Here is a 19,023-nt window from a genome sequence, read left to right on the forward strand (position 1 = left end):
GCGGCGGCGCACGTGGCACGACCGGTACATTTCGATGCCGACCACCCGCCCGCCAGAGAAGGCACCGTGCACTTCACCAGCACCTCCGAGGCCGTACACGCATGGGTCCACGGCTGGGCGCTCTCACGCGGCGCAGCCGAGCCGGTGCGGCGGCCGTGGGGCTACACCGTGCACCTCGGCCACCCCGGGCACACCACGAGCCACGTCCTGCCCACCGCCGACGAGGCGACCGTGCGCGAGCTCACCGGAAGCACCACCGGGCCCGGCGTCCGGGTGAAGGCCTTCGTACCGGCCAAGTCCCTGGCGTCCTGGACGGCACCCGGCTGGTCCCTCCCGGACCCGCCCGGCTTCCTGATGTCCACGACGCTGCGCGGCCCGCGCGCCCACACCCCGCCTCCCCTTCCCGGCGGCTACCGGCTCCGCACGTGGACCGACTCCGGCGTCGTCCACGTGCGGGTGCACGCATCCGACGGAACCGCCGCCGCACGCGGCCAGACGGCGGTCACCAGCACCGGCGCCGTCGTCGACAAGGTGGAGACCCATCCCGCACACCGGCGCCGCGGGCTCGGCCGGGTGATCATGCACACCCTCGCCGAAGCTGCCGCCACGCGGGGCGCCACGACGGGCCTCCTGGCATCCACGCCGGAGGGCCGCGCCCTGTACGAGTCGACAGGATGGCAGGTGGCGGCGCCACTGGCCAACGCGCTGCGGGGACCGGACCCGGCTGGCTGACGCACCGTCAGAAGGATGCGGAGTACCGGCGCTTACCGGTGCGTTCCGGCGAACGCGTCCGTACACGTTCCCGGGCTGCGTAACGGCGAGCGCGTTCGCAGGCGTCCCCACGCATGCCCTCCGCCACTTCGGGATACGCGGATTCCGGCGCACGCCGCGCCGCTTCGGAGTAGCACGAATTCCCGCGCATGACCCCGCTGCTTCGGGATACCCGTACCTCAGACAGAGGAGGCACAGATGCCGCTCACATTCCGCAAGAGCTTTCAGATTCTCCCGGGCGTCCGGCTGAACATCAACAAACGCTCGTGGTCCGTCACGACGGGTGGACGGCACGGCCCGAAGCGGACCCACAGCAGCACCGGCCGACGCACCACGTCGATGGACCTGCCCGGCCCCTTCGGCTGGCGCAAGACGACCAAGCGCAGCCGCCGCAGCTGACTCACCCGATCGGCGGAACACCACACGCCGGGCCGCCGGGTGCGCCTGATCCTCGAATCAGGCCTCCACCCGCGGTCCGGCACAGCGCTGTTACCCGACTCGCACACCCCCGGCACGATCTTCATCTCATATCTGAGATAGCGTGCAGGCATGGAAGACGACTACCTCGCACGTATCGGCAAGCTCATCCGTGACGCCCGTCAGCACCGTGGCTGGACACAGAGTCAGCTCGCCGAGGCGCTCGCCACGAGTCAGAGCGCCGTCAACCGTATCGAGCGCGGCAACCAGAACATCAGCCTTGAGATGATCGCCCGCATCGGTGAAGCCCTCGACAGCGAGATCGTGTCTCTCGGCTACTCCGGCCCCATGCACCTGCGGGTCGTCGGCGGACGCCGGCTCTCCGGCTCCATCGACGTCAAGACGAGCAAGAACGCCTGCGTCGCACTGCTCTGCGGCTCGCTGCTCAACAAGGGCCGCACCGTGCTGCGCCGGGTGGCGCGCATCGAGGAGGTCTTCCGTCTCCTGGAGGTCCTCAACTCCATCGGCGTGCGTACCCGCTGGATCAACGACGGCGTGGACCTCGAGATCCTGCCGCCCGCCGAGCTGGAGCTGGAGGCCATCGACGCGGACGCCGCGCGCCGGACCCGCTCGATCATCATGTTCCTCGGCCCGCTGCTCCACCGCACGGACCGCTTCACCCTGCCGTACGCCGGCGGCTGCGACCTCGGTACGCGCACCATCGAGCCGCACATGATCGCGCTGCGCCGCTTCGGCCTGGAGATCGCCGCCACCGACGGGCTCTACCACGCGCAGGTCGACCGCCAGGTCCGCCCGGGCCGCCCCATCGTGCTGACCGAGCGCGGCGACACGGTGACCGAGAACGCCCTGCTGGCCGCCGCCCGGCACGACGGCACGACCGTCATCCGTAACGCCTCCTCCAACTACATGGTCCAGGACCTGTGCTTCTTCCTGGAGGCGCTCGGCGTTCGCGTCGACGGCGTGGGCACGACGACGCTCACGGTGCACGGCGTGCCGGAGATCGACGTGGACGTCGACTACTCCCCCAGCGAGGACCCGGTCGAGGCGATGAGCCTGCTGGCCGCCGCCGTGGTGACGGAGTCGGAGCTGACGATCCGCCGGGTCCCGATCGAGTTCCTGGAGATCGAGCTCGCGGTCCTGGAGGAGATGGGCGTCGACTGCGACCGCACGGCGGAGTACGCCGCGGACAACGGCCGCACCCGGCTGGTGGACCTGACGGTCCGTCCCTCCAAGCTGGAGGCGCCCATCGACAAGATCCACCCGATGCCCTTCCCGGGGCTGAACATCGACAACGTGCCGTTCTTCGCGGCCATCGCGGCCTCCGCGCACGGCCAGACCCTGATCCACGACTGGGTCTACGACAACCGCGCGATCTATCTCACCGACCTCAACCGCCTGGGCGGCCGGCTCCAGCTCCTGGACCCGCACCGCGTCCTGGTCGAGGGCCCGACCCGCTGGCGTGCGGCCGAGATGATGTGCCCGCCCGCCCTGCGCCCGGCGGTGGTGGTGCTGCTGGCGATGATGGCGGCGGAGGGGACGTCGGTCCTGCGCAACGTGTACGTGATCAACCGGGGGTACGAGGAGCTGGCGGAGCGGCTGAACTCGGTGGGGGCGCAGATCGAGATCTTCCGGGACATCTGAAAGCCCGCAAAAATGGCCCCGTCACACCCCTTCTGACCTGCACAAATGCAAGTTGAGGCGGGGTGTGGCGGAGTCCCTGGGACTTTTCTGGGACTTTGAACCAGGAGCGACGACTTCCGTGCACCGCGATCTTCACGTGATGAGTCATCGAAAAGACGTCGCGGGGAGTGGGCCAGTAGGAACCGCTGGTCAGGGCATTCTTTCCGATCGGGGTGTGACACCTCGGGGCCCGGAGCGTCATGGCCGGACGGCGCCGGGAAAGGGTCGACGTGGAGATGCGCTCCAGCGGCCCGGGTCCTGAGGTAGCGCTCGCTCCCCGTCGGCGCCCGAGCCGCGGAGCCCCGATCCCGTCCTTCTGGCCGCGCCGCCCAGGTCGCCCCGCGACTTCCGACAGCAGAAGCACCGGCGGCGACCGCCGAGGGTCCGTTGAACGGAACGGGAACGTCGTCCACCTGCTGCACGAGCCCCATCATGGCTGCCCCATTGCTCCAGCATCTCAGGAGACTCCGTGCGCGCTACTGTTCGAAGAGGGCTGGCCGGCTTGACAAGCCTGTTCGCCCTGCTGACGTTCATAGCGGCTGTCCCCGCGTCAGCCCTCCCACACTCCTTGACCATCTCCACCGACAGGGGAGCGGTGGCAGGGACGTCGGCCGAGGAAGTCGACCGCTTCCTCGGTATCCCGTACGCCGCGCCACCGGTCGGCCCCGGACGCTGGCAGCCTCCCGCTCCCGCCTCCTCCTGGACAGGCACCCGGCCTGCGATGACCAGCGGCCCCCGCTGCCTGCAGTTCGGCGGTGACGGCGGTCCGGGGATGAGTGAGGACTGCCTGTACCTGAACGTGTACACCCCGGCCCACCGGACAGCGCGGCCACTGCCGGTCATGTTCTGGATCCACGGCGGCGGCTTCTCCTTCGGTTCGGGCAACTCCGAGGACGGCTCGCAGATCGCCGAGGCCAACGACGTCGTGGTTGTCACGATCAACTACCGCCTCGGCGTGTTCGGATTCCTCGACCTGCCCGGGCTGAGCAGGCAGGGCGCGGGCAACTACGGTCTGCTCGACCAGGAGGCCGCCCTGCGGTGGACGCAGCGCAATATCGGCGCCTTCGGCGGGGACGCGAGCCGCGTGACCATCGCTGGTGAATCCGCCGGCGGCCACTCCGTCTGCGCACTCCTCGCCTCGCCGCCGGCCCGCGGTCTCTTCTCGGGAGCGATCATCCAGAGCGGCGGCTGCCCCAGCCACACCGCCGCCCAGGCAGTCGCCCGCGGCAACAAGTACGCTGCGGCAGCCGGCTGCTCCGCCTCCCCGGCCCCCCTCTCCTGCCTGCGGGCCAAGCCGGCCGGAGAACTGCTGGCCACCAGCGGTGGTTTCGTGGGCGGCGTCCTGAGCGGACCGCTGCCCGTGTCCGGAGGGCCCGAACTTCCCCTCCCGCCGAGCGAGGCCGTGCGCACCGGCAGAGCCGCGAACGTCCCCCTTCTCATCGGAAGCACGCGTGACGAAGTGCGCCCATGGGCGCTGCCGTTCGCGCACGCCACGAAGGCACAGTACGAGCAGGCGGTCCGCATCGAGTTCGGGGCCAAGGCCCCCGCCGTACTCGCGCACTACCCGTTCGACGCCTACGGTGACGCGTACACCGGGACTTACGCCTTCGCCGCGCTCTGGGGCGACAGCAGCGTCTTCTACGGGCTCGGCGGCTGCCAGTACCAGCATCTCGCGGGTCAGTTCGCCGGTCTGCAACCACGCACGTACTTCTACGAGTTCGACGACCCGCACCCGCCCGTCCTCGGCACCCTGCCGCCGGGCTTCGACCCCGGGGCCTCGCATGCCAGCGAGATGCCGTACCTGCTGCCCTCGGCGGCCTCGAAGCTGCTGTCTCCCGGGCAGCAGCAGCTGTCGAGGGAGATGGTGCGCTACTGGGGCTCGTTCGTGAAGCACGGGAATCCCGCAGCTCCGGGACTCGCCGCCTGGCCTTCGTTGCGGGCCGGGAAGTACATGTCCCTGCTGCCGGGTGGCGCCAGCCGGGCACTGAAGACCGATGTCTTCGAGGCGCGTCGCCAGTGCGCCTTCTGGAATACCCTCGGCTACGACTGGCTTCCCGTCAACCCGGACCAACTTGCTGCGCAGGCCGGTGTTTCCCAGTCCTGAGACCGGCGGCGCCACGGGCCCGTCTCGCGGGCGGTACTTGGGGATCGTCGCAACACGTGGCCGTGCTGATCAGGCCGCGAGCAATTCAGGGCAGGCGCTCGGCTGGGTTTCCCAGCCGAGCGTTTTGCTTGGATGGCCGTCGAGTTCGGCGGGGACGGCGGTCAGTTGTGCACCTTCGTGGGTGGGGTGGACAGGTCGGAGGGCCTGGTAGTCGTCTCGGGGGCCGCGTGCATCTCCGGCCGTTGAAACCCGGGACCGCCGATCCTGGCAGATCTGCTCGGGGCCAGGTCTGCGGACATCGGCGCGGGCCTGGCGGCGCAAGACCGGCATCGGCCACTGGGCGGGTGCCGGTTGCGGCGGATCTCGCGACTGATAGTGGAGGGCTGCGGTCCAGCTCTGCGGGCATCGGCGCGGACGCCGGCCTTCTCCCGTAGCCGGTCGGCGATGGGGATGCGGCCGGCCTCGCCCGGACAGCGGGACGACGGACTCAACGAAGGCGGCGCCTCCTGATAGATCGAAGGCGCCGCCTTGTCATTGTCTCTGTAAGCGTGGCGGCCGTTGCGCCACTTCCTTCCGGTCCGCACGTCGATACCGACGATCCGGCAGCCTTGCCTGCTGCTGCAGCCCTGTCGCATGAGCTGGAAGTATGCCGCCCGCTCGCGGGTCGGCTCCTGCCTTCCCTGCGGCTTCCCGTGCCTCCGGATCTCGAAGTCCGTCGCACCCTTCATCTGGGGTGTTGCGACGACCACTGAAACCCGGGTGCGTGAGGGGGCCCATGAGCACGGGACCGGGGGACCCAGTCGGCGCCGAACGCTCGAGGCCCGGCCGGACTTCACCGGCCGGGCCCCGTGCTCGCCGCGAACCCTCCCGCTCGGGGGGAATTCAGTGTCCGGCATTCCCCATCCGGAGCACGATCTTCCCGACCGCCGCACCCGTGCGCAGCCGCCCCACCGCCTCACCGAGGGCATCCATCGCGTAGCTCTCGTAGGGCAGCGACAACGCGCCCGTCGACAGATCGGGCAGCAGGCGCAACACGTCGGGGGCGACCTCCGCCCCGCGGGAGATCATGTTCACCGGCAGCAACGAGACGTCGGCGAGGAAGAAGTCCGCGAGGTCCAGCGTGAGCTCTCGGCCGGCCGTGTAGCCGAGGAGAGCGGCTCGGCCTCGCGGGCGGACCAGGGTGAGGGCGTGGCGCAGGATCGAGCCGCCGACCGTGTCGATCAGTACGTCGGCCTTGCCGCCGATCGCTTCCTCGGAGAGGTCCGAGGCGAGCAGTGCCTTGGCGACGCCGGGTACGTGCGGCAGCTTCGCGGGACGCCCGACCGCGCCGATCACCTCCGCGCCGGCGCGCGCCGCGAGCTGCACGGCCATGGCGCCGACCGCGCCGGACGCGCCGGTGACCAGCACCCGCTCCCCCGGCCGTACCCGGGCAATCGAGTGGACGGTCGCCCAGGCGGTGCCGACCGGCGAGAAGTAGATGCAGGCCAGGGCGGGGTCAGTGCCCTCGGGCATGGGCTCCACGGCGGCGTCGCGGACGAGCGCGTGCTCGCCCCAGGCGCCGTCCCGGCTGAGCCCAAGCCCTTCACCGCGCAGCCGTACCAGGGCGCCCACGGGGTGCGTGTCCGACGCGACTACATAGCCGCTGCCCTGGGTGCCGGGGACGAACGGCAACTCGGGCAGGATGCCGAACCGGCCGTCGAGGATGTTCAGGTCCAGGTGGGCCACGGTGGCCGCCGCCACCCGGACGAGGGTGTGCCCGGGCTGCAGCTCGGGCACGGCCCGCTCCTCGAGCCGCGGCAGGGTACCGAACTGCTCAAGGACCAGCGTGCGCGATGTGGTCGAGGAAGTGCTCACGTGCTGTGTTCTCCGATCTTCCCCCGTTGGTCACTGCGCCTCCCCCATTGATCACCATTCCCCCTTTACACGTTAACGCCATACTTGCGCAGTACACGCATCGCGACCAGGCGCAGCACACGGTCGTAGACGAGACCCAGGATTCCGAGGGTGATGATGCCGACGAAGACCCAGTCGATGCGGCCGTAATTGCGAGAGGTCCAGATCAGGGAACCGAGGCCCACCTGGGCGGCGACGATCTCGGCGGAGACGATCGTCAGGAAGCTGTTACCCATGGCCAGGCGAGCGCCCGTGAGGATGTAGGGAACGGTGGACGGCAGCACGACGCGCTGCAGAATCTGGCGGCGGCTCGCTCCGAGGCTGGCCGCCGCCCGCAGCTTGGACTCGTTGACGGCCATCACGCCCGCGCTGGTGTTCAGGGTGACGATGAAGACGGCCGTGTAGAAGATCAGTACCACCTTCGACGTCTCACCGATGCCGAGCCACACCACGGCCAGGGTCACGAAGGCGACCGGCGGGATGAAGCGGAAGAACTCGATGTACGGCTCCAGGAGCTGGCGGACGATCCTGATCTGGCCGACGAGCAGGCCGACCGGGGCACCCACCACGACGCCGAGGCCCCAGCCGATAAGGATGCGGCGACTGGACGCGATGACCGAATTGCCCAGAGTGCCGTCGGACGCCAGTTCCTTGGCCGCCGACAGGGTCTCCCTCGGGGAGGCGACGAGGGAAGGGCCGTACTTCATGGCCACGAGTTGCCAGACACCCAGGCCGACGAGGACGGCGAAGCCGTACAGGCCGAGGGTGCGCAGCCCCTGTCCGCCACTCACCCCAGGGGTACGGCGCGCGCGGGTGCGTGTGCGGGGCGGGGCCGAAGCCTCGGTTGTGGTGATCGTCATGCGCCCTTCGCCTCTCGGTCGAAACGGTCGTCGAGTCCTTGATCGCGCATGGCCTTGCGGACCTCTTCTCCGATGTCTTCCCGCAACCGGTCGCGCAGGCGCCGGGCGGCGGGGCCGGACTCGTCACGCGGACGCGGCAGGTCGACCGTGTACAGGGACTTGATCGAGGCCGCTGGGCCCGCTGTCATGACCGCGACCCGGTCGGCGAGGAGTATCGCCTCGTCGATGTCGTGGGTGACGAAGACGACGGTGCAGCCGGACGCCCGCCAGATGCGAGCCGTCTCCTGTTGCAGTACCTGCCGGGTCTGCGCGTCGAGCGCGCCGAAGGGCTCGTCCATGAGGACGACACCCGGTTCGTTGGCGAGGACTCGTGCGATCTGGACGCGCTGGCGCATACCGCCGCTGAGCTGGCCGGGATAGCGGTCCGCGCAGTGGCGCAGGCCGACCAGTCCGAGGAACTCGTCGGCCACCCGGTTCTGTTCGGTGCGGCTGCGGCCGCGCATGCGAGGCCCGAAAGCGACGTTCTGGTGCACCGTCATCCAGTCGAAGAGGGCCTCGCTGCTCTGGAAGACCATGCCGAGTTCGGGGTCGGGGCCGCTGACGGGGACGCCGTTCGCGGTGAGCGACCCGTCGCTGAGCTGGACGAAGCCGGCCATGGAAGACAGCAGCGTCGACTTGCCGCAGCCGCTCGGACCGAGCAGGCAGAGGAACTCGCCGGCTGGAATGTCCAGGTCGATCCCCTGGACGGCCCGGAAGTCACCGAAGGAGATGCCCGCTCCTTCGACGCGCAGGGCCGCGCCCCGTCCGGCCGCCGCTTCACTGCGCGGGCCGGTCCCGGTGGTGGCTCCGACGTCGGTTGCCGGTGCCGTCTCCTTCTCGATCCCCTTGGTCGCCTCGGTCATCGGGACACCTCTGTGTTGTCGGAAAGCCAGCCTCGCTGGACGGCGCGGGTCACGTCGGGGCGGGCCTTGAGTTTGCCGGTGTCCGAGTAGAAGCGGGCGGTGTCCTCATAGCCCTTCAGGTCCTCGGCCGTGAAGTCGCGGACGGCGAAGTCGATCTCCTTCACCGCGTTCACGGTCTGAGCGGTGGGTATCTTCGCGGCGTCCTGGGTGGCCTGTGCGGCGGCCTGTGGATCGCTCTCGGTCTTCCGGGCCGCTTCCGCGAGGGCCGCGGCCACCTTGGCGGCGACGTCCTTGTGGTCCTTGAGCCAGGAAGAGGTCGAGAGCAGCCAGTGCTGGTAGCTGAGGCCGTAGTCGCCCGTGGTCTCCTGGATTCGCAAGCCCAGTTCCGCTCCCTTGGCCGGCCACGGCTCCCACAGGACGTAAGCGTCCACATCGCCCTTCTTGGTGAGGGCCGGTATCTCGGCGGGGTCGGCCGTGACGAATTCGACCGAGCCCGGCTTGATGCCCTTCGATTCCAGGAAACGCGTGGCGGCCAGTTCGGACAGGCCCGGCACCACGGCCATCTTGCGAATCTCGGACGGTGACTTCACATCGGGCGCCAGAACGACTTTGAGGTAACGCCCGGAGTCCTCGTACACGAGGAGTGAGCGCAGGTCCGGGTTCTGTCCGAGCAGCCCGATGGTGGTGGCGTCGGAGTTCCCCGCCATCTGGACCTGTCCGGCATTGAGGGCGTCGACGCCTTCCCCGCCTTTGGCGAACTGTACGAGGTCGACATCCACCCCGTGCTTGGCCCACAGACCCTCGGCACCGGCGACGAAGAACGGCGCGTACGAGGCGTCGACACCGACCGCGATGCGAAGGTGCTCACCCGCCCCGCCGGAGCCCGAACCGGCCCCCGCGTCGGTGGTGCCCGCGCCGCACGCGGTTGCCGCGAACAGTGCGGCGGTCAGGAGAGCGGAGCCGGTGATGCGCCCTGTCGGGCGGGTGTTCGGGTGAGACGCGGTATTCATGGCCACCTCGGATCGGGACGCTTTTCGGCAGGTCATCGGGTTACTGGCTGGGGAGTTGGCGCACGCTACTGCCGGTCGGAGGGCAGGTGCATGCACGGCGGTCCGCTCAGCGGACCGGCCGGGGAATGATTCGTCTGAGCCGGTCATCCGGCATACCTGTCGTACCAACCGCGCAGAAGTACCGTGTCGAGTTCAGGAGCGCTTCTGACGAGGTGCTGCTCCAGGAGGAAGTCCACGATCCGGCGCGAGGACGCGACATCGGCCGTCGTCAGAGCCCGGGACTCGAACGAGATCTCGCCGAGCGCCTTCTGTGTTCCCGCGACCGGCAGCTGGGCCTGCTCGTGCGCTGCCAGGGCTGCCGCGTGCGGGTCCTTCGCCACCAGCCGGTCGGCCTCGGCGACCACCTTGAAGACCTTCCCGGCGAGTACCTGGTTGTCCTTCAGCCACTTGTCGTCCGCGAGAAGCCACTGCCTGTACGTCACGCCGAAGTCGCCGATGGAGCCGGCGATGTGTCCCCCCGCCTCGACGCCCTTGCTCACCCAGGGGTCGAAGAGGATATAGCCGTCGATGTCGCCACGCTGGAGCATGGTGGGGATCTCCTGCGGCGCGCTCTGCTGGATCTTCACGGAGTCGGGGTCGATGCTGTGGTGCCGCAGGTACTCGTGCGTCGCGTACAAGCCGAGGCCCTGGATCGAGCCCATGGTCTTGATCTGGCGCGGTGCGGTGATGCCTTCGCGTAGAACGACCTTGAGGTAGCGGCCCGACGACTGGAAGACGCCCAAGGCACGCAGACGCGGGTTGCTCACCATCTGCGGCAGTGCGGTGGAGTCGGCGTTGGCGGAGATCTGTGCGGAACCGGCCGTGACCGCCTGGGCGGCGGCGGGTCCGCCCTCCACCTTCATCAGTTGTACGTCGAGGCCGGCCTTTTTGAACATGCCACGCTCGGCGGCGAGATACAGCGGGGCGTACGAGGCGTCGACGCCGAGGGCGATTCGTACGGTCGGGCTCCCGCCGCCCGTGGAACCCGCCGAATCGGTGGTACCGGCGCCGCAGGCGGTGGCGAGGAGGAGTACGAGCGAGTGGAGCCCGGCGGCCGCCAAGCGCCCGGTCGTGCGGTGGAGACGGAACATCGGAAACGACCTCCGGGTCGAAGTGATGTCGAGGTGGCGGAAACCTGACATCCCGGAAGGCCGACGGAAAGCACGGTGTCCCACCTGGCGGACCGCATGGGCGAGGCAGCATGTGCCGCTTCGTACGCTCCACCGGTCGCAGGCGAGCGGCGAGGAGCACTCATGCCTACTCCTCGGAGGTACATCAGGCGCCGCTGAGCCACGAGCGCCGGTGGTGGCGACGGCGCTGGTGGCCGCCACCGACCACTTCCTGCCGGTTGAGCTGCTGACCGTGGGATGGCGCTCGTCGGACTGGAGTCGCTGCTCTTCGCGCACATCCCGAACGACCCGGGGCGGTGCGCCCAGGGCGCCGACCGGCCCCGGAAGGAGAACGTCACGACGTCCGTTGCCCGATGGTTATCTTCCCCTCTATGCAACATGGCGTTGCTGCACGTCAAATGGCCTGTACCGCCATGCGACGAATTAAGGGGATGCTGATGGAGTCGTACGACGACGAGGACGTCCTGCCTCCGAATTCCGTCCTGGGCAAGGCTCAGCTGCTCCTCGCCGCGTTCGAGTCGGGGGCAGGCCGGCTGAGGCTGAGCGAGCTGAGCCGCCGGTCCGGCGTGCCCAAGGCTTCGGCGTACCGCCTCGCCCAGGAACTGGTGCAATGGGGGCTGCTCGACCGGCACGGTGACACGTATGAACTCGGCATCAGGCTTTTCCATCTCGGACAGCGCGTACCCGCGTCCGCCGTCCTGCGCAGCGTGGCCCGCCCCCTGATGACCGACCTGTTCACCCGGACCCGCACGGCCGTACACCTGGCGATCCTCGACGGCACCCATGTGCTCTTCCTGGAGAAGATCGCCGGTGAGGCCAACGTGCTCACACACTCGTACGTCGGCGGCAGGCTGCCCGCATCCTGCACGGCCACCGGTCAGCTGCTGCTCGCCCTGGCCCCGGACGGGCCGGAGCGGGTCGCGGACATCGCCCGTGCCGGGTTCCCGGTGCTGGCCGCCCGCTCCGTGACGGACCCCGGGGTGCTGGCCCAGCGGCTGGCCACGGCGGCACGCCAGGGATACGCGCTGGAGATCGGGGGAGTCAGGGCCGGGTACGCCAGTCTCGCCGTACCGGTGGCGCTGCCCGGGTCGCAGTACGCGGCACTCTCGGTCACCGGGCCGGTCGCGCAGGTGTCGGTGGACCGATACCTCGCGGCGGTGCAGGCCACGGCGGAGAGCATCGGGCGCGGTGTCGCGCAGAAGACGTCGTACGACCCCGCTCGCGCGGCGCGGACACCGAAACGCCGGCCGGCCGCCGTGCGGGCCGTCGCGAGCTGACGGCACACGGCAGCGGACCCGGTCCGGCCAGCGGAACAAGGTGGTGGCCCGCTTCTCCTCCCACGGTGATCGTGAGGTGCCGCAAAGGCTGCGGACATGGGAGGAGAAGCCGTGGTGGTAACGGAACCGGATGCGACGCCGCTGCGCGTGCTCGATCTGACCGATGAGCTCGCCTTCCAGGGTGCCCGGCTGCTCGTGGGGCTCGGAGCCCACGTCGTGCGGACCGATTCGGGCGCGGGTCTCGGCCCGGCGGCCCGTGCCCACTGGCACGCGGGCAAGCGCTGGACGCCGGTACGCGACGCGGCGGAACTGGACGCGCTTGCGGCGGCTGCCGACATAGTTCTGGAGAGCGGACCCGTGGCACGGCTGCGCGGACTGCGACGGGACGGCTCCTCCCGCTGGCCGCACGCCGTGCACGTGGTAGTGACACCCTTCGGGCTGACCGGACCGCGCCGCGACTGGGTCGGTGACGATCTGATCCTGGCCTCGGCCGGCGGCATGACCTGGCTCGGAGGGCGCCCTGACGGGCAGCCCAAGCCGCCACCGCGTGAGCAGGCACTGCAGACCGCCGGGGCGCACGCGGCGATCGGGGCACTGCTGGCCGTGGTGTCGGGCACCCCTCAGCTGGTGGACGTCTCCGTGCAGGAGGCCACCGCCGCCACGCTGGAGACCGCCGCGCTCGCGTGGATCCACGCCGGACGATTTCCCGTACGCAACGGAGGGGTGTACGAGCACGTCGCCCACCGGATCTTCGACGCCGCGGACGGGTACGTGGCCGGGGGTTACTCGGGCAGCGACCGGATGTGGACAGGCCTGCTGGCATGGATGGCCGAGGGGGGAGAAGCGGACGACCTTCTCGACGAGCACTGGCAGGACGCCGCGTTCCGATGGCGGCAGCGCGCCCACGTGGACGCTGTCGTGCAGCGGTTCGCGGCGCGACGCCCGGCGGCGGCGCTCGCCGCCGAGGCAAGGGAGCGTGCCCTGCCATGGGCGGAGGTGGCACCGCCCGAGCGGCTTACGGCCAACCCGCAACTGCGCGATCGCGCGTCTCTCGTCACCATCACCGGTGCGGGGCTGCCGGACGGCGGCGTCGAGGACGCCGGGTTTCCGTGGGCGGCGCTGCCCCGGCCGGTTACTCTGTCCGCGCTCCGGCAGGTCGCTGCGGGCGAAGCCCCATGGCCCACGTCGGGGCCGGGAAAGGCGCGCGGCCGTGACGGGGGGCCGCGGTCTAAGGCTCTGGCAGGGGTCAGGGTCCTCGATCTCACCTGGGTGCTTGCCGGACCCTACGTGACCAAGCAGCTCGGAGAACACGGTGCGGACATCATCAAGATCGAGTCGCGGCACCGCCAGGACCCCACGCGCTTCGCGCCGTCGATGCATCTACGGCAGGGCTCCGACCCCGACGACAGTGGCTACTTCCTCAACTTCAACCGCAACAAGCGCGGCGTCGCCCTGAACCTGCGGACCGAGGAGGGCCGCCGGCTGCTGCGCGAGCTGGTCCCGCACTGCGACATCGTCGTGGAGAACTTCAGCCCGGGCGTGCTCGCCCGATGGGGCATGGACTACGCCTCGCTGCGCGCACTGAACGAGGACGTCATCCTGGTGTCGATGGCGGGAGTCGGGCAGACCGGGCCCTGGCGCAACGCCGTGACGTTCGCCGACACGCTCGCCGCGATGTCGGGCCTGTCCAGTGAGACCCGCGATCCGGGAGGCCCGCCACAGGGCCTGACGTTCGGGCTCGGCGACATGATCGCGGCCAATTCCGCGGTGCTCGCCACGCTCGACCTGCTGGCCCGGGGCGCCGGCGGACACGTGGACCTGTCACAGCTGGAGGCGATGGCCGCGACGATGGGCCCGGCGGCCCTGGAACCCGTCCTCGGCACCGGCGCGCCCGATCCCCGGACCCCTGCACACCCGAACCGTTCACCCCATGCGGTGCCGCACGGCGTGTATCCGGTGATCGGGGACGACCGATGGGTGGCGGTGTCGGTGACGGACGAAGCGCAGTGGCGCACCTTGGCGCACCTCGCCGGTCTCCCCTGCGCCGAAGGCGATGTGGATGTCAGGCGCACGCACGAGGACGAGATCGACGCGGCCCTCGCCGCGTGGACGAGTCGGCAGGACGGTCACGAGCTGGCCGAACTGCTCCAGGCCGAGGGGGTGGGGGCAGCAGTCGTGGCGACCGGGCAGGACCTTGTCGAGGCCGACGAACAGCTGGCCGCCCGCGGCTTCTATCCCACACTGGACCACCCCCTGACCGGGCCGGTCCGGCACGAGGGCATCGTCGCGCGGCTTGCCGAGACACCCGGCGGGCTCGACCGTCCCGCGCCTCTCCTCGGCGAGCACACGCACGAGGTGCTGCGCGAACTGCTGGGCCTGAACGACGAGCAGCTGGTGGCGCTGGCCGCCGAGGGAGTGACCGAATGAGCGAGGCCAGGATGTCTGAGGAGAAGCGCTCCGTACTGCACGTGACGCGTGACGGCGCCGTCGCTACGATCCGCGTGAACCGGCCCAAGGCGAACGCCGTGAACCCGGCCATGATCGAGGAGTTCCTTACCCTCCTGCGGCCGCTCGCCGCCGAGCCTGAAGTGCGCTGTGTCGTCATCACCGGCACGGGCCGGTTCTTCATCGCGGGCGCCGACATCGCCGTGATGCGGGACCTCTCGGTGGCGAACCAGGCGAAGATGCGCCGCTGGATCGACGTACAGCGGGTGATCGAGCAGGCGCCCAAGCCGGTCGTGGCGGCGATGAACGGCCACGCGCTCGGCGGAGGAGCCGAGTTGGCACTCGCCTGCGATCTGCGGGTCCTGTCGTCGGAGGCCACGTTCGGCTTCCCGGAGATGCGGCTCGGCCTGTTCCCCGGGGCCGGCGGCAGTCAGCGCCTCCCCCGGCTGGTCGGCCCGCACATGGCGAAGCGGCTGATGATCGAGGGGGAGAGCCTGACGCCGCAGCGCGCCCTGGAGCTCGGACTCGTCGATCTCGTCGTGGAGCAGGCCGAGTTCGACACGATGGTGGCCGAACGGGCCCGTCGGCTCGCCGCGCAACCCACGGCCGCCATCGGGCTGCTCAAACGGGTCGTCGACGAGGGATACGGGCTACCCGTCGAACAGGCACTGGAACGAGAGGAGAGAGGCGTCGCCGACCTGACCGGCACGGCCGACGCGGCGGAGGGGCTTCAGGCATTCCTCGACAAGCGGGCGCCTGTGTTCACCGGGCGGTGACGACAGGCCCGACGCGGGCGGTCCGGTGGCCGGACCACCCGCGTTGGCGCGCCCCCGGCCGGTCCGCATGCTCGCCGGATGACCTCCACACACCACATCGAGGAAGCCACACAGGCCGGGCCCGTACTCGTCACGGGCGGCACCAGCGGGATCGGCCTCGCGGTCGCCGAGGCCGTAGCCCGCGCCGGGAGGCCCGTCGTGGTCACCGGGCGTTCAGCGGAACGGTGCCGCACGGCGGGGCACCGGCTCGGGCGCACTCACGGGAACACGCACCTCTCGCTCGTCGCGGACACCACGGAGCCGGAGGCGCTGGCCGAGGCCGTGGGCCTGGCGACGGACCGTTGGGGGCCGGTCACCGGCCTGGTGACGGCAGCCGGACGCCTGGCCCGCGGCTCGGTCCTCGCCCTGCCGCCCGACGACTTCCGAGCCGCTCTCGACACCAACGTCATGGGGACGTGGCTGGCGATCCGCGCGGTCCTGCCCGGCATGCTCGACACCGGTCATGGCCGCATCGTCACGATCGGCTCCGTGCTCGGTTCGACGGGCGCCCCCGAGCGTGGCGGATACGCCGCCACCAAGGGCGCGGTCGCCGCGCTCACCCGGTCGGTAGCCCTTGAGGTCGCCGGAACCGGCGTCACCGTGAACTGCGTCGCCCCCGGCCCCGTGCGTACGCCCATGAACGAGGGCGACACCTCCAGCGATGCCGCCGCCCAGGCCGCCTTCACCACCAAGGTGCCGCTGGGCCGGTGGGGCAGGCCCGAGGACATCGCGCACGCGGTGCTTCCCCTGCTCGCCGCCGGATCGTCCTTCACCACCGGTGCGGTGGTGCACGTGGACGGCGGATACACCGCCCAGTGAGCCGCCCAGCGGGAGGGGTTCACTGAGCGGACCGAGGAGCTGGGCCCACGCCCGGCGCGGTGATGGGCTCGACACCGTACCCCCGCATTCGTACGGAAGGACTCGCATGTCACCAGCACCGGAGAGCCGCTACGCGGACGGCGCGGGCATCCGCTACCACTACCACGACCTCGGATCGGGGCCCGATACGGTGTTCCTCCACGGTGGCGGACCCGGATGCACCGCCTGGAGCGATTTCGGGCCCGTCGCGCCTCTGTTCGCGGCTGACCGGCGCTGTCTGCTCGTCGACATCCACCAGTACGGCAAATCGGAGAAGTCCCGCATCGAGGGCCCGATGTGGGACCACCACGCGACGAAGACGGTCGGTCTCCTCGACACGCTCGGCGTCGACCGCGCGGACTTCGTGTGCAACTCGTGGGGCGGCACCATCGCCCTCAATCTCGCGGCGAAGTACCCGGACAGGGTCCGGTCCCTCGTCATCACCGGCAGCATGCCCGTCTTCTACGGCCCGCTCGCCCCGCTTCCCGAGAACGGCCACCGCGGCCGCACGGCCCGGGACGTCTACTACGGCGGCGAGGGCCCGACCCGGGAGAAGATGCGGCAGCTCATCACGAAGCTGGAGTGGTACGACGGCGCGAAGCTCCCCGAGGAGACGCTGACGCTGCGCTACGAGCAGAGCCTCGACGAAGGCGAGCGCGCGCTCGCGGCCATGTCCGACTCGCCGCGAGGCGACTGGCAGGACCTCACCGAGGAGCTGGGCCGGATCCAGGCTCCGACGCTGTTCATGTGGGGCATGCAGGACGCGTTCCTCACCCCGGACTACCCGCTGATGCTCGCCCGCATGGTGCCCGGCGGGAACCTCCACGTGATGGACCACGCCTCCCATCACCTCCAGGAGGAACGCCCCGAGGCGTACCACTCGGTGGTCAGCGGCTTCCTCGATTCCTGGAACTGAAGCTTTCCCACTCTCCCCGACCGTCTTACGGAGTGCACATGTCCATCTGGACCGAGATCAGCCCCACCCCTTTCCGCGTCGAGTACGTCGACGCCGCCGGCGTCCCCACGCGCACCCTGCGCGCCGGCGACCCGGACGCCCAGGCCGTCGTCTTCCTGCACGGCACCAGCGGCCACCTGGAGGCGTTCGCGCGCAACATCACCGCGCACGCCGCCTACGACCTGCACGCCATCGACATGCTCGGCCACGGCTACACCGGCAAGCCCGACAAGCCGTACGAGATCGGCGACTACGTCACTCACCTCCTCGACTACCTGGACGCTGTCGGTGTCGACAGCGTGCACGTCGTGGGCGAGTCCCTGGGCGGCTGGGTCGGCGCCCGCGCCGCCATCGAACACCCCGAGCGGATTCGCAGCCTCCAGCTCCTCTGCTCGGGCGGCACCGTGGCCAACCCGGAGGTCATGGACCGCATCCGCACCAGCACCAAGAAGGCCGTCACCTCCGACGACATCGACCTGACCCGCAAGCGGATGCGGCTGCTCATGGCCGACGACGCCTCCGCGACCGAGGAACTGGTCGAGGTCCGGCACGCGATCTACCACACGCCGGAGTTCGTCGCGGGCGTCGACAACCTCCTCTCCCTCCAGGACATGGAACGCCGTCAGCGCAACCTGCTGCGCCCCGAGCACCTGGCCCGGATCACCCAGCCGACGCTGGTGGTGTGGGGACGGCAGAACCCGTTCGGCGACACCCCCGAGGCGACGGCGCTGCACGAGGGCATCCGCGGTTCACGCCTTGAACTGTTCGAGGACTGCGGGCACTGGCCGCAGCACGAGCAGGCCGAACGTTACAACCCCATCAGCCTCGAATTCATCGCCAAGGCGGCCGGCTGATGCGGGCCGTACGGTTCCACGCGTGGGGCGCCGCTCCGGTCCTCGACGAGGTCCCGGAGCCCGTCCGCGCACCGGGCGAGGTCCTCGTCCAGGTCACGGCGGGCGGCGTCTCGCACCTCGACGCCACCGTCGCCACCGGCGACTTCGAGCTGAAGCCCGCACTGCCGTACGTCGGCGGTGTCGAGGGGGCGGGCACGGTCCTGGAGGCCGACGCCGACTCCGGCCTCACACCGGGCACGCAGGTCGTGCTGCGCGGTGGCGGCCTGGGCCTCCTGCGCGACGGCACGTGGGCGGAGCGCGTCAGCGTCAAGCGCAAGGCCGTCACCCCGCTCGCGGCTCCACTCGCCCCCGCTGTGGCAGCGAGCTTCTTCGTCCCCGCCACGACCGCGTACGTGGCTCTGCACGACGTCGCCCGGATCGGCCCGGACGAGGACGTAGTCGTGGTCGGCGCCGCCGGCGCGGTGGGCGCGATGGTGGCGCAGCAGGCGCTGGCCGCGGGCGCGCGGGTGACCGGTGTGGTCGGCCGGGAGGACCAGCTGGCCGACGTGCCGAAGGGCGCGGAGGCCGTGACGCTGGAGGACGCGGCGGGTCTCGCCCGGGACCGGTCGGCCTCGCTGCTCGTCGACACGCTCGGCGGCGCCGGCCTTGTCGGCCGCAGCCGGTGGGTGCGGCAGGGCGGACGCGCTGTGGTCATCGGGTATGTGGCGGGCTCGGGCGTGGAGCTCGATCTGCCGAGCTGGCTGCTCGACGAGGTGGCACTGGTGCCGGTGAACATGATCCGCCAGGAGCGCCGGGCCCGCGAGGTTTCCGGTGACCTGGTCCGGCGGCTCGCTGAGGGTGAACTGCACTTGACTGTCGAGGAGTTCGGGCTGGCGGACGCTTCCACGGCACTCGACGCCCTGCGCGGCGGGCGGGTGCGGGGGCGGGCGGTGTTGTTGCCCGGGTGAAAGCTCGGGGCTGTGCGTCGTCGCCCGGGTGAGGGGGCGTGGGAA

The 19,023-nt window shown here is 70.4% G+C and carries 17 protein-coding genes; 11 read left to right on the forward strand and 6 right to left on the reverse strand.

Annotation, left to right across the window (positions count from 1 at the left end; genetic code table 11):
• Window positions 1-66 precede the first annotated feature (66 nt).
• The 4 genes from ACFYQ6_RS14460 (at window position 67) to ACFYQ6_RS14475 (ending at window position 4,993) form a co-directional block, all read left to right on the forward strand.
• Window positions 67-732, forward strand: a complete 666-nt coding sequence (locus ACFYQ6_RS14460) for a GNAT family N-acetyltransferase (protein ID WP_388763128.1) — start codon at window positions 67-69, stop codon at window positions 730-732.
• A 237-nt stretch (window positions 733-969) separates the two neighbouring features.
• Window positions 970-1,170: a DUF4236 domain-containing protein gene (locus ACFYQ6_RS14465; RefSeq protein ID WP_145808341.1), complete on the forward strand. Its 201-nt coding sequence runs from the start codon at window positions 970-972 to the stop codon at window positions 1,168-1,170.
• Between the two features lie 150 nt (window positions 1,171-1,320).
• A complete protein-coding gene (locus tag ACFYQ6_RS14470) occupies window positions 1,321-2,850 on the forward strand; it encodes a UDP-N-acetylglucosamine 1-carboxyvinyltransferase (protein ID WP_361576428.1) in 1,530 nt (509 codons plus the stop codon).
• Window positions 2,851-3,457: 607 nt separating this feature from the next.
• Window positions 3,458-4,993 carry a carboxylesterase/lipase family protein gene (locus ACFYQ6_RS14475; protein ID WP_388763130.1) on the forward strand — a complete coding sequence of 512 codons (1,536 nt, stop codon included), beginning with the start codon at window positions 3,458-3,460 and terminating at the stop codon, window positions 4,991-4,993.
• A 161-nt stretch (window positions 4,994-5,154) separates the two neighbouring features.
• Here ACFYQ6_RS14475 and ACFYQ6_RS14480 read toward each other — a convergent pair whose 3' ends face one another.
• The 6 genes from ACFYQ6_RS14480 to ACFYQ6_RS14505 form a co-directional block, all read right to left on the reverse strand.
• Entirely contained in the window at window positions 5,155-5,961 is an 807-nt protein-coding gene (locus ACFYQ6_RS14480) for a helix-turn-helix domain-containing protein (protein WP_388763132.1), read from the reverse strand.
• Window positions 5,876-6,847 (reverse strand): zinc-binding alcohol dehydrogenase family protein, encoded by a 972-nt coding sequence (locus tag ACFYQ6_RS14485; protein ID WP_388763133.1) that lies wholly within the window; start codon window positions 6,845-6,847, stop codon window positions 5,876-5,878. Before ACFYQ6_RS14485 ends, ACFYQ6_RS14480 begins: the two co-directional genes overlap by 86 nt.
• A 65-nt stretch (window positions 6,848-6,912) precedes the next feature.
• Entirely contained in the window at window positions 6,913-7,746 is an 834-nt protein-coding gene (locus ACFYQ6_RS14490; protein WP_388763135.1) for an ABC transporter permease, read from the reverse strand.
• Entirely contained in the window at window positions 7,743-8,648 is a 906-nt protein-coding gene (locus tag ACFYQ6_RS14495) for an ABC transporter ATP-binding protein (RefSeq protein ID WP_079149589.1), read from the reverse strand. The genes ACFYQ6_RS14490 and ACFYQ6_RS14495 overlap by 4 nt, the downstream gene beginning before the upstream one ends.
• On the reverse strand, window positions 8,645-9,658 hold the full coding sequence (locus ACFYQ6_RS14500; RefSeq protein ID WP_069737885.1) for an ABC transporter substrate-binding protein: 1,014 nt from the start codon (window positions 9,656-9,658) through the stop codon (window positions 8,645-8,647). Before ACFYQ6_RS14500 ends, ACFYQ6_RS14495 begins: the two co-directional genes overlap by 4 nt.
• Before the next feature lie 143 nt (window positions 9,659-9,801).
• The gene (locus ACFYQ6_RS14505; protein WP_069737884.1) at window positions 9,802-10,788 is read right to left on the reverse strand and encodes an ABC transporter substrate-binding protein; all 987 of its coding nucleotides are present in this window, start codon (window positions 10,786-10,788) and stop codon (window positions 9,802-9,804) included.
• A 452-nt stretch (window positions 10,789-11,240) separates the two neighbouring features.
• On the opposite strand from ACFYQ6_RS14505, the gene ACFYQ6_RS14510 reads away from it, so the two are divergent.
• The 7 genes from ACFYQ6_RS14510 to ACFYQ6_RS14540 all read left to right on the forward strand — a co-directional run bounded on the left by ACFYQ6_RS14510 (window position 11,241) and on the right by ACFYQ6_RS14540 (window position 18,978).
• Window positions 11,241-12,104, forward strand: a complete 864-nt coding sequence (locus tag ACFYQ6_RS14510) for an IclR family transcriptional regulator (protein WP_176735259.1) — start codon at window positions 11,241-11,243, stop codon at window positions 12,102-12,104.
• Between the two features lie 111 nt (window positions 12,105-12,215).
• The gene (locus tag ACFYQ6_RS14515; RefSeq protein WP_158100828.1) at window positions 12,216-14,531 is read left to right on the forward strand and encodes a CoA transferase; all 2,316 of its coding nucleotides are present in this window, start codon (window positions 12,216-12,218) and stop codon (window positions 14,529-14,531) included.
• 11 nt (window positions 14,532-14,542) lie between these two features.
• Window positions 14,543-15,325 (forward strand): enoyl-CoA hydratase/isomerase family protein, encoded by a 783-nt coding sequence (locus ACFYQ6_RS14520; protein ID WP_069737881.1) that lies wholly within the window; start codon window positions 14,543-14,545, stop codon window positions 15,323-15,325.
• 78 nt (window positions 15,326-15,403) lie between these two features.
• Window positions 15,404-16,183, forward strand: coding sequence for an SDR family NAD(P)-dependent oxidoreductase (locus ACFYQ6_RS14525; protein ID WP_086672556.1), 780 nt, complete (start codon window positions 15,404-15,406; stop codon window positions 16,181-16,183).
• Window positions 16,184-16,289: 106 nt separating this feature from the next.
• On the forward strand, window positions 16,290-17,138 hold the full coding sequence (locus tag ACFYQ6_RS14530) for an alpha/beta fold hydrolase (protein ID WP_069737879.1): 849 nt from the start codon (window positions 16,290-16,292) through the stop codon (window positions 17,136-17,138).
• Window positions 17,139-17,176: 38 nt separating this feature from the next.
• Window positions 17,177-18,031 (forward strand): alpha/beta fold hydrolase, encoded by an 855-nt coding sequence (locus ACFYQ6_RS14535; RefSeq protein WP_069737878.1) that lies wholly within the window; start codon window positions 17,177-17,179, stop codon window positions 18,029-18,031.
• Window positions 18,031-18,978: an alcohol dehydrogenase catalytic domain-containing protein gene (locus tag ACFYQ6_RS14540; RefSeq protein ID WP_388763140.1), complete on the forward strand. Its 948-nt coding sequence runs from the start codon at window positions 18,031-18,033 to the stop codon at window positions 18,976-18,978. The genes ACFYQ6_RS14535 and ACFYQ6_RS14540 overlap by 1 nt, the downstream gene beginning before the upstream one ends.
• The last annotated feature ends 45 nt before the right edge of the window (window positions 18,979-19,023 follow it).

The sequence above is a fragment of the Streptomyces sp. NPDC005494 genome, from assembly GCF_042872025.1.
Classification (GTDB): domain Bacteria; phylum Actinomycetota; class Actinomycetes; order Streptomycetales; family Streptomycetaceae; genus Streptomyces.

Coding starts and splice junctions, on each gene's coding strand:
- ACFYQ6_RS14465 (WP_145808341.1), top strand. CDS start 970: ATGCCGCTCACATTCCGCAAGAGCTTTCAGATTCTCCCGGGCGTCCGG.
- ACFYQ6_RS14470 (WP_361576428.1), top strand. CDS start 1,321: ATGGAAGACGACTACCTCGCACGTATCGGCAAGCTCATCCGTGACGCC.
- ACFYQ6_RS14480 (WP_388763132.1), bottom strand. CDS start 5,961: ATGCCCTCGGTGAGGCGGTGGGGCGGCTGCGCACGGGTGCGGCGGTCG.
- ACFYQ6_RS14490 (WP_388763135.1), bottom strand. CDS start 7,746: ATGACGATCACCACAACCGAGGCTTCGGCCCCGCCCCGCACACGCACC.
- ACFYQ6_RS14495 (WP_079149589.1), bottom strand. CDS start 8,648: ATGACCGAGGCGACCAAGGGGATCGAGAAGGAGACGGCACCGGCAACC.
- ACFYQ6_RS14500 (WP_069737885.1), bottom strand. CDS start 9,658: ATGAATACCGCGTCTCACCCGAACACCCGCCCGACAGGGCGCATCACC.
- ACFYQ6_RS14505 (WP_069737884.1), bottom strand. CDS start 10,788: ATGTTCCGTCTCCACCGCACGACCGGGCGCTTGGCGGCCGCCGGGCTC.
- ACFYQ6_RS14510 (WP_176735259.1), top strand. CDS start 11,241: ATGCGACGAATTAAGGGGATGCTGATGGAGTCGTACGACGACGAGGAC.
- ACFYQ6_RS14520 (WP_069737881.1), top strand. CDS start 14,543: ATGTCTGAGGAGAAGCGCTCCGTACTGCACGTGACGCGTGACGGCGCC.
- ACFYQ6_RS14525 (WP_086672556.1), top strand. CDS start 15,404: ATGACCTCCACACACCACATCGAGGAAGCCACACAGGCCGGGCCCGTA.
- ACFYQ6_RS14530 (WP_069737879.1), top strand. CDS start 16,290: ATGTCACCAGCACCGGAGAGCCGCTACGCGGACGGCGCGGGCATCCGC.
- ACFYQ6_RS14535 (WP_069737878.1), top strand. CDS start 17,177: ATGTCCATCTGGACCGAGATCAGCCCCACCCCTTTCCGCGTCGAGTAC.
- ACFYQ6_RS14540 (WP_388763140.1), top strand. CDS start 18,031: ATGCGGGCCGTACGGTTCCACGCGTGGGGCGCCGCTCCGGTCCTCGAC.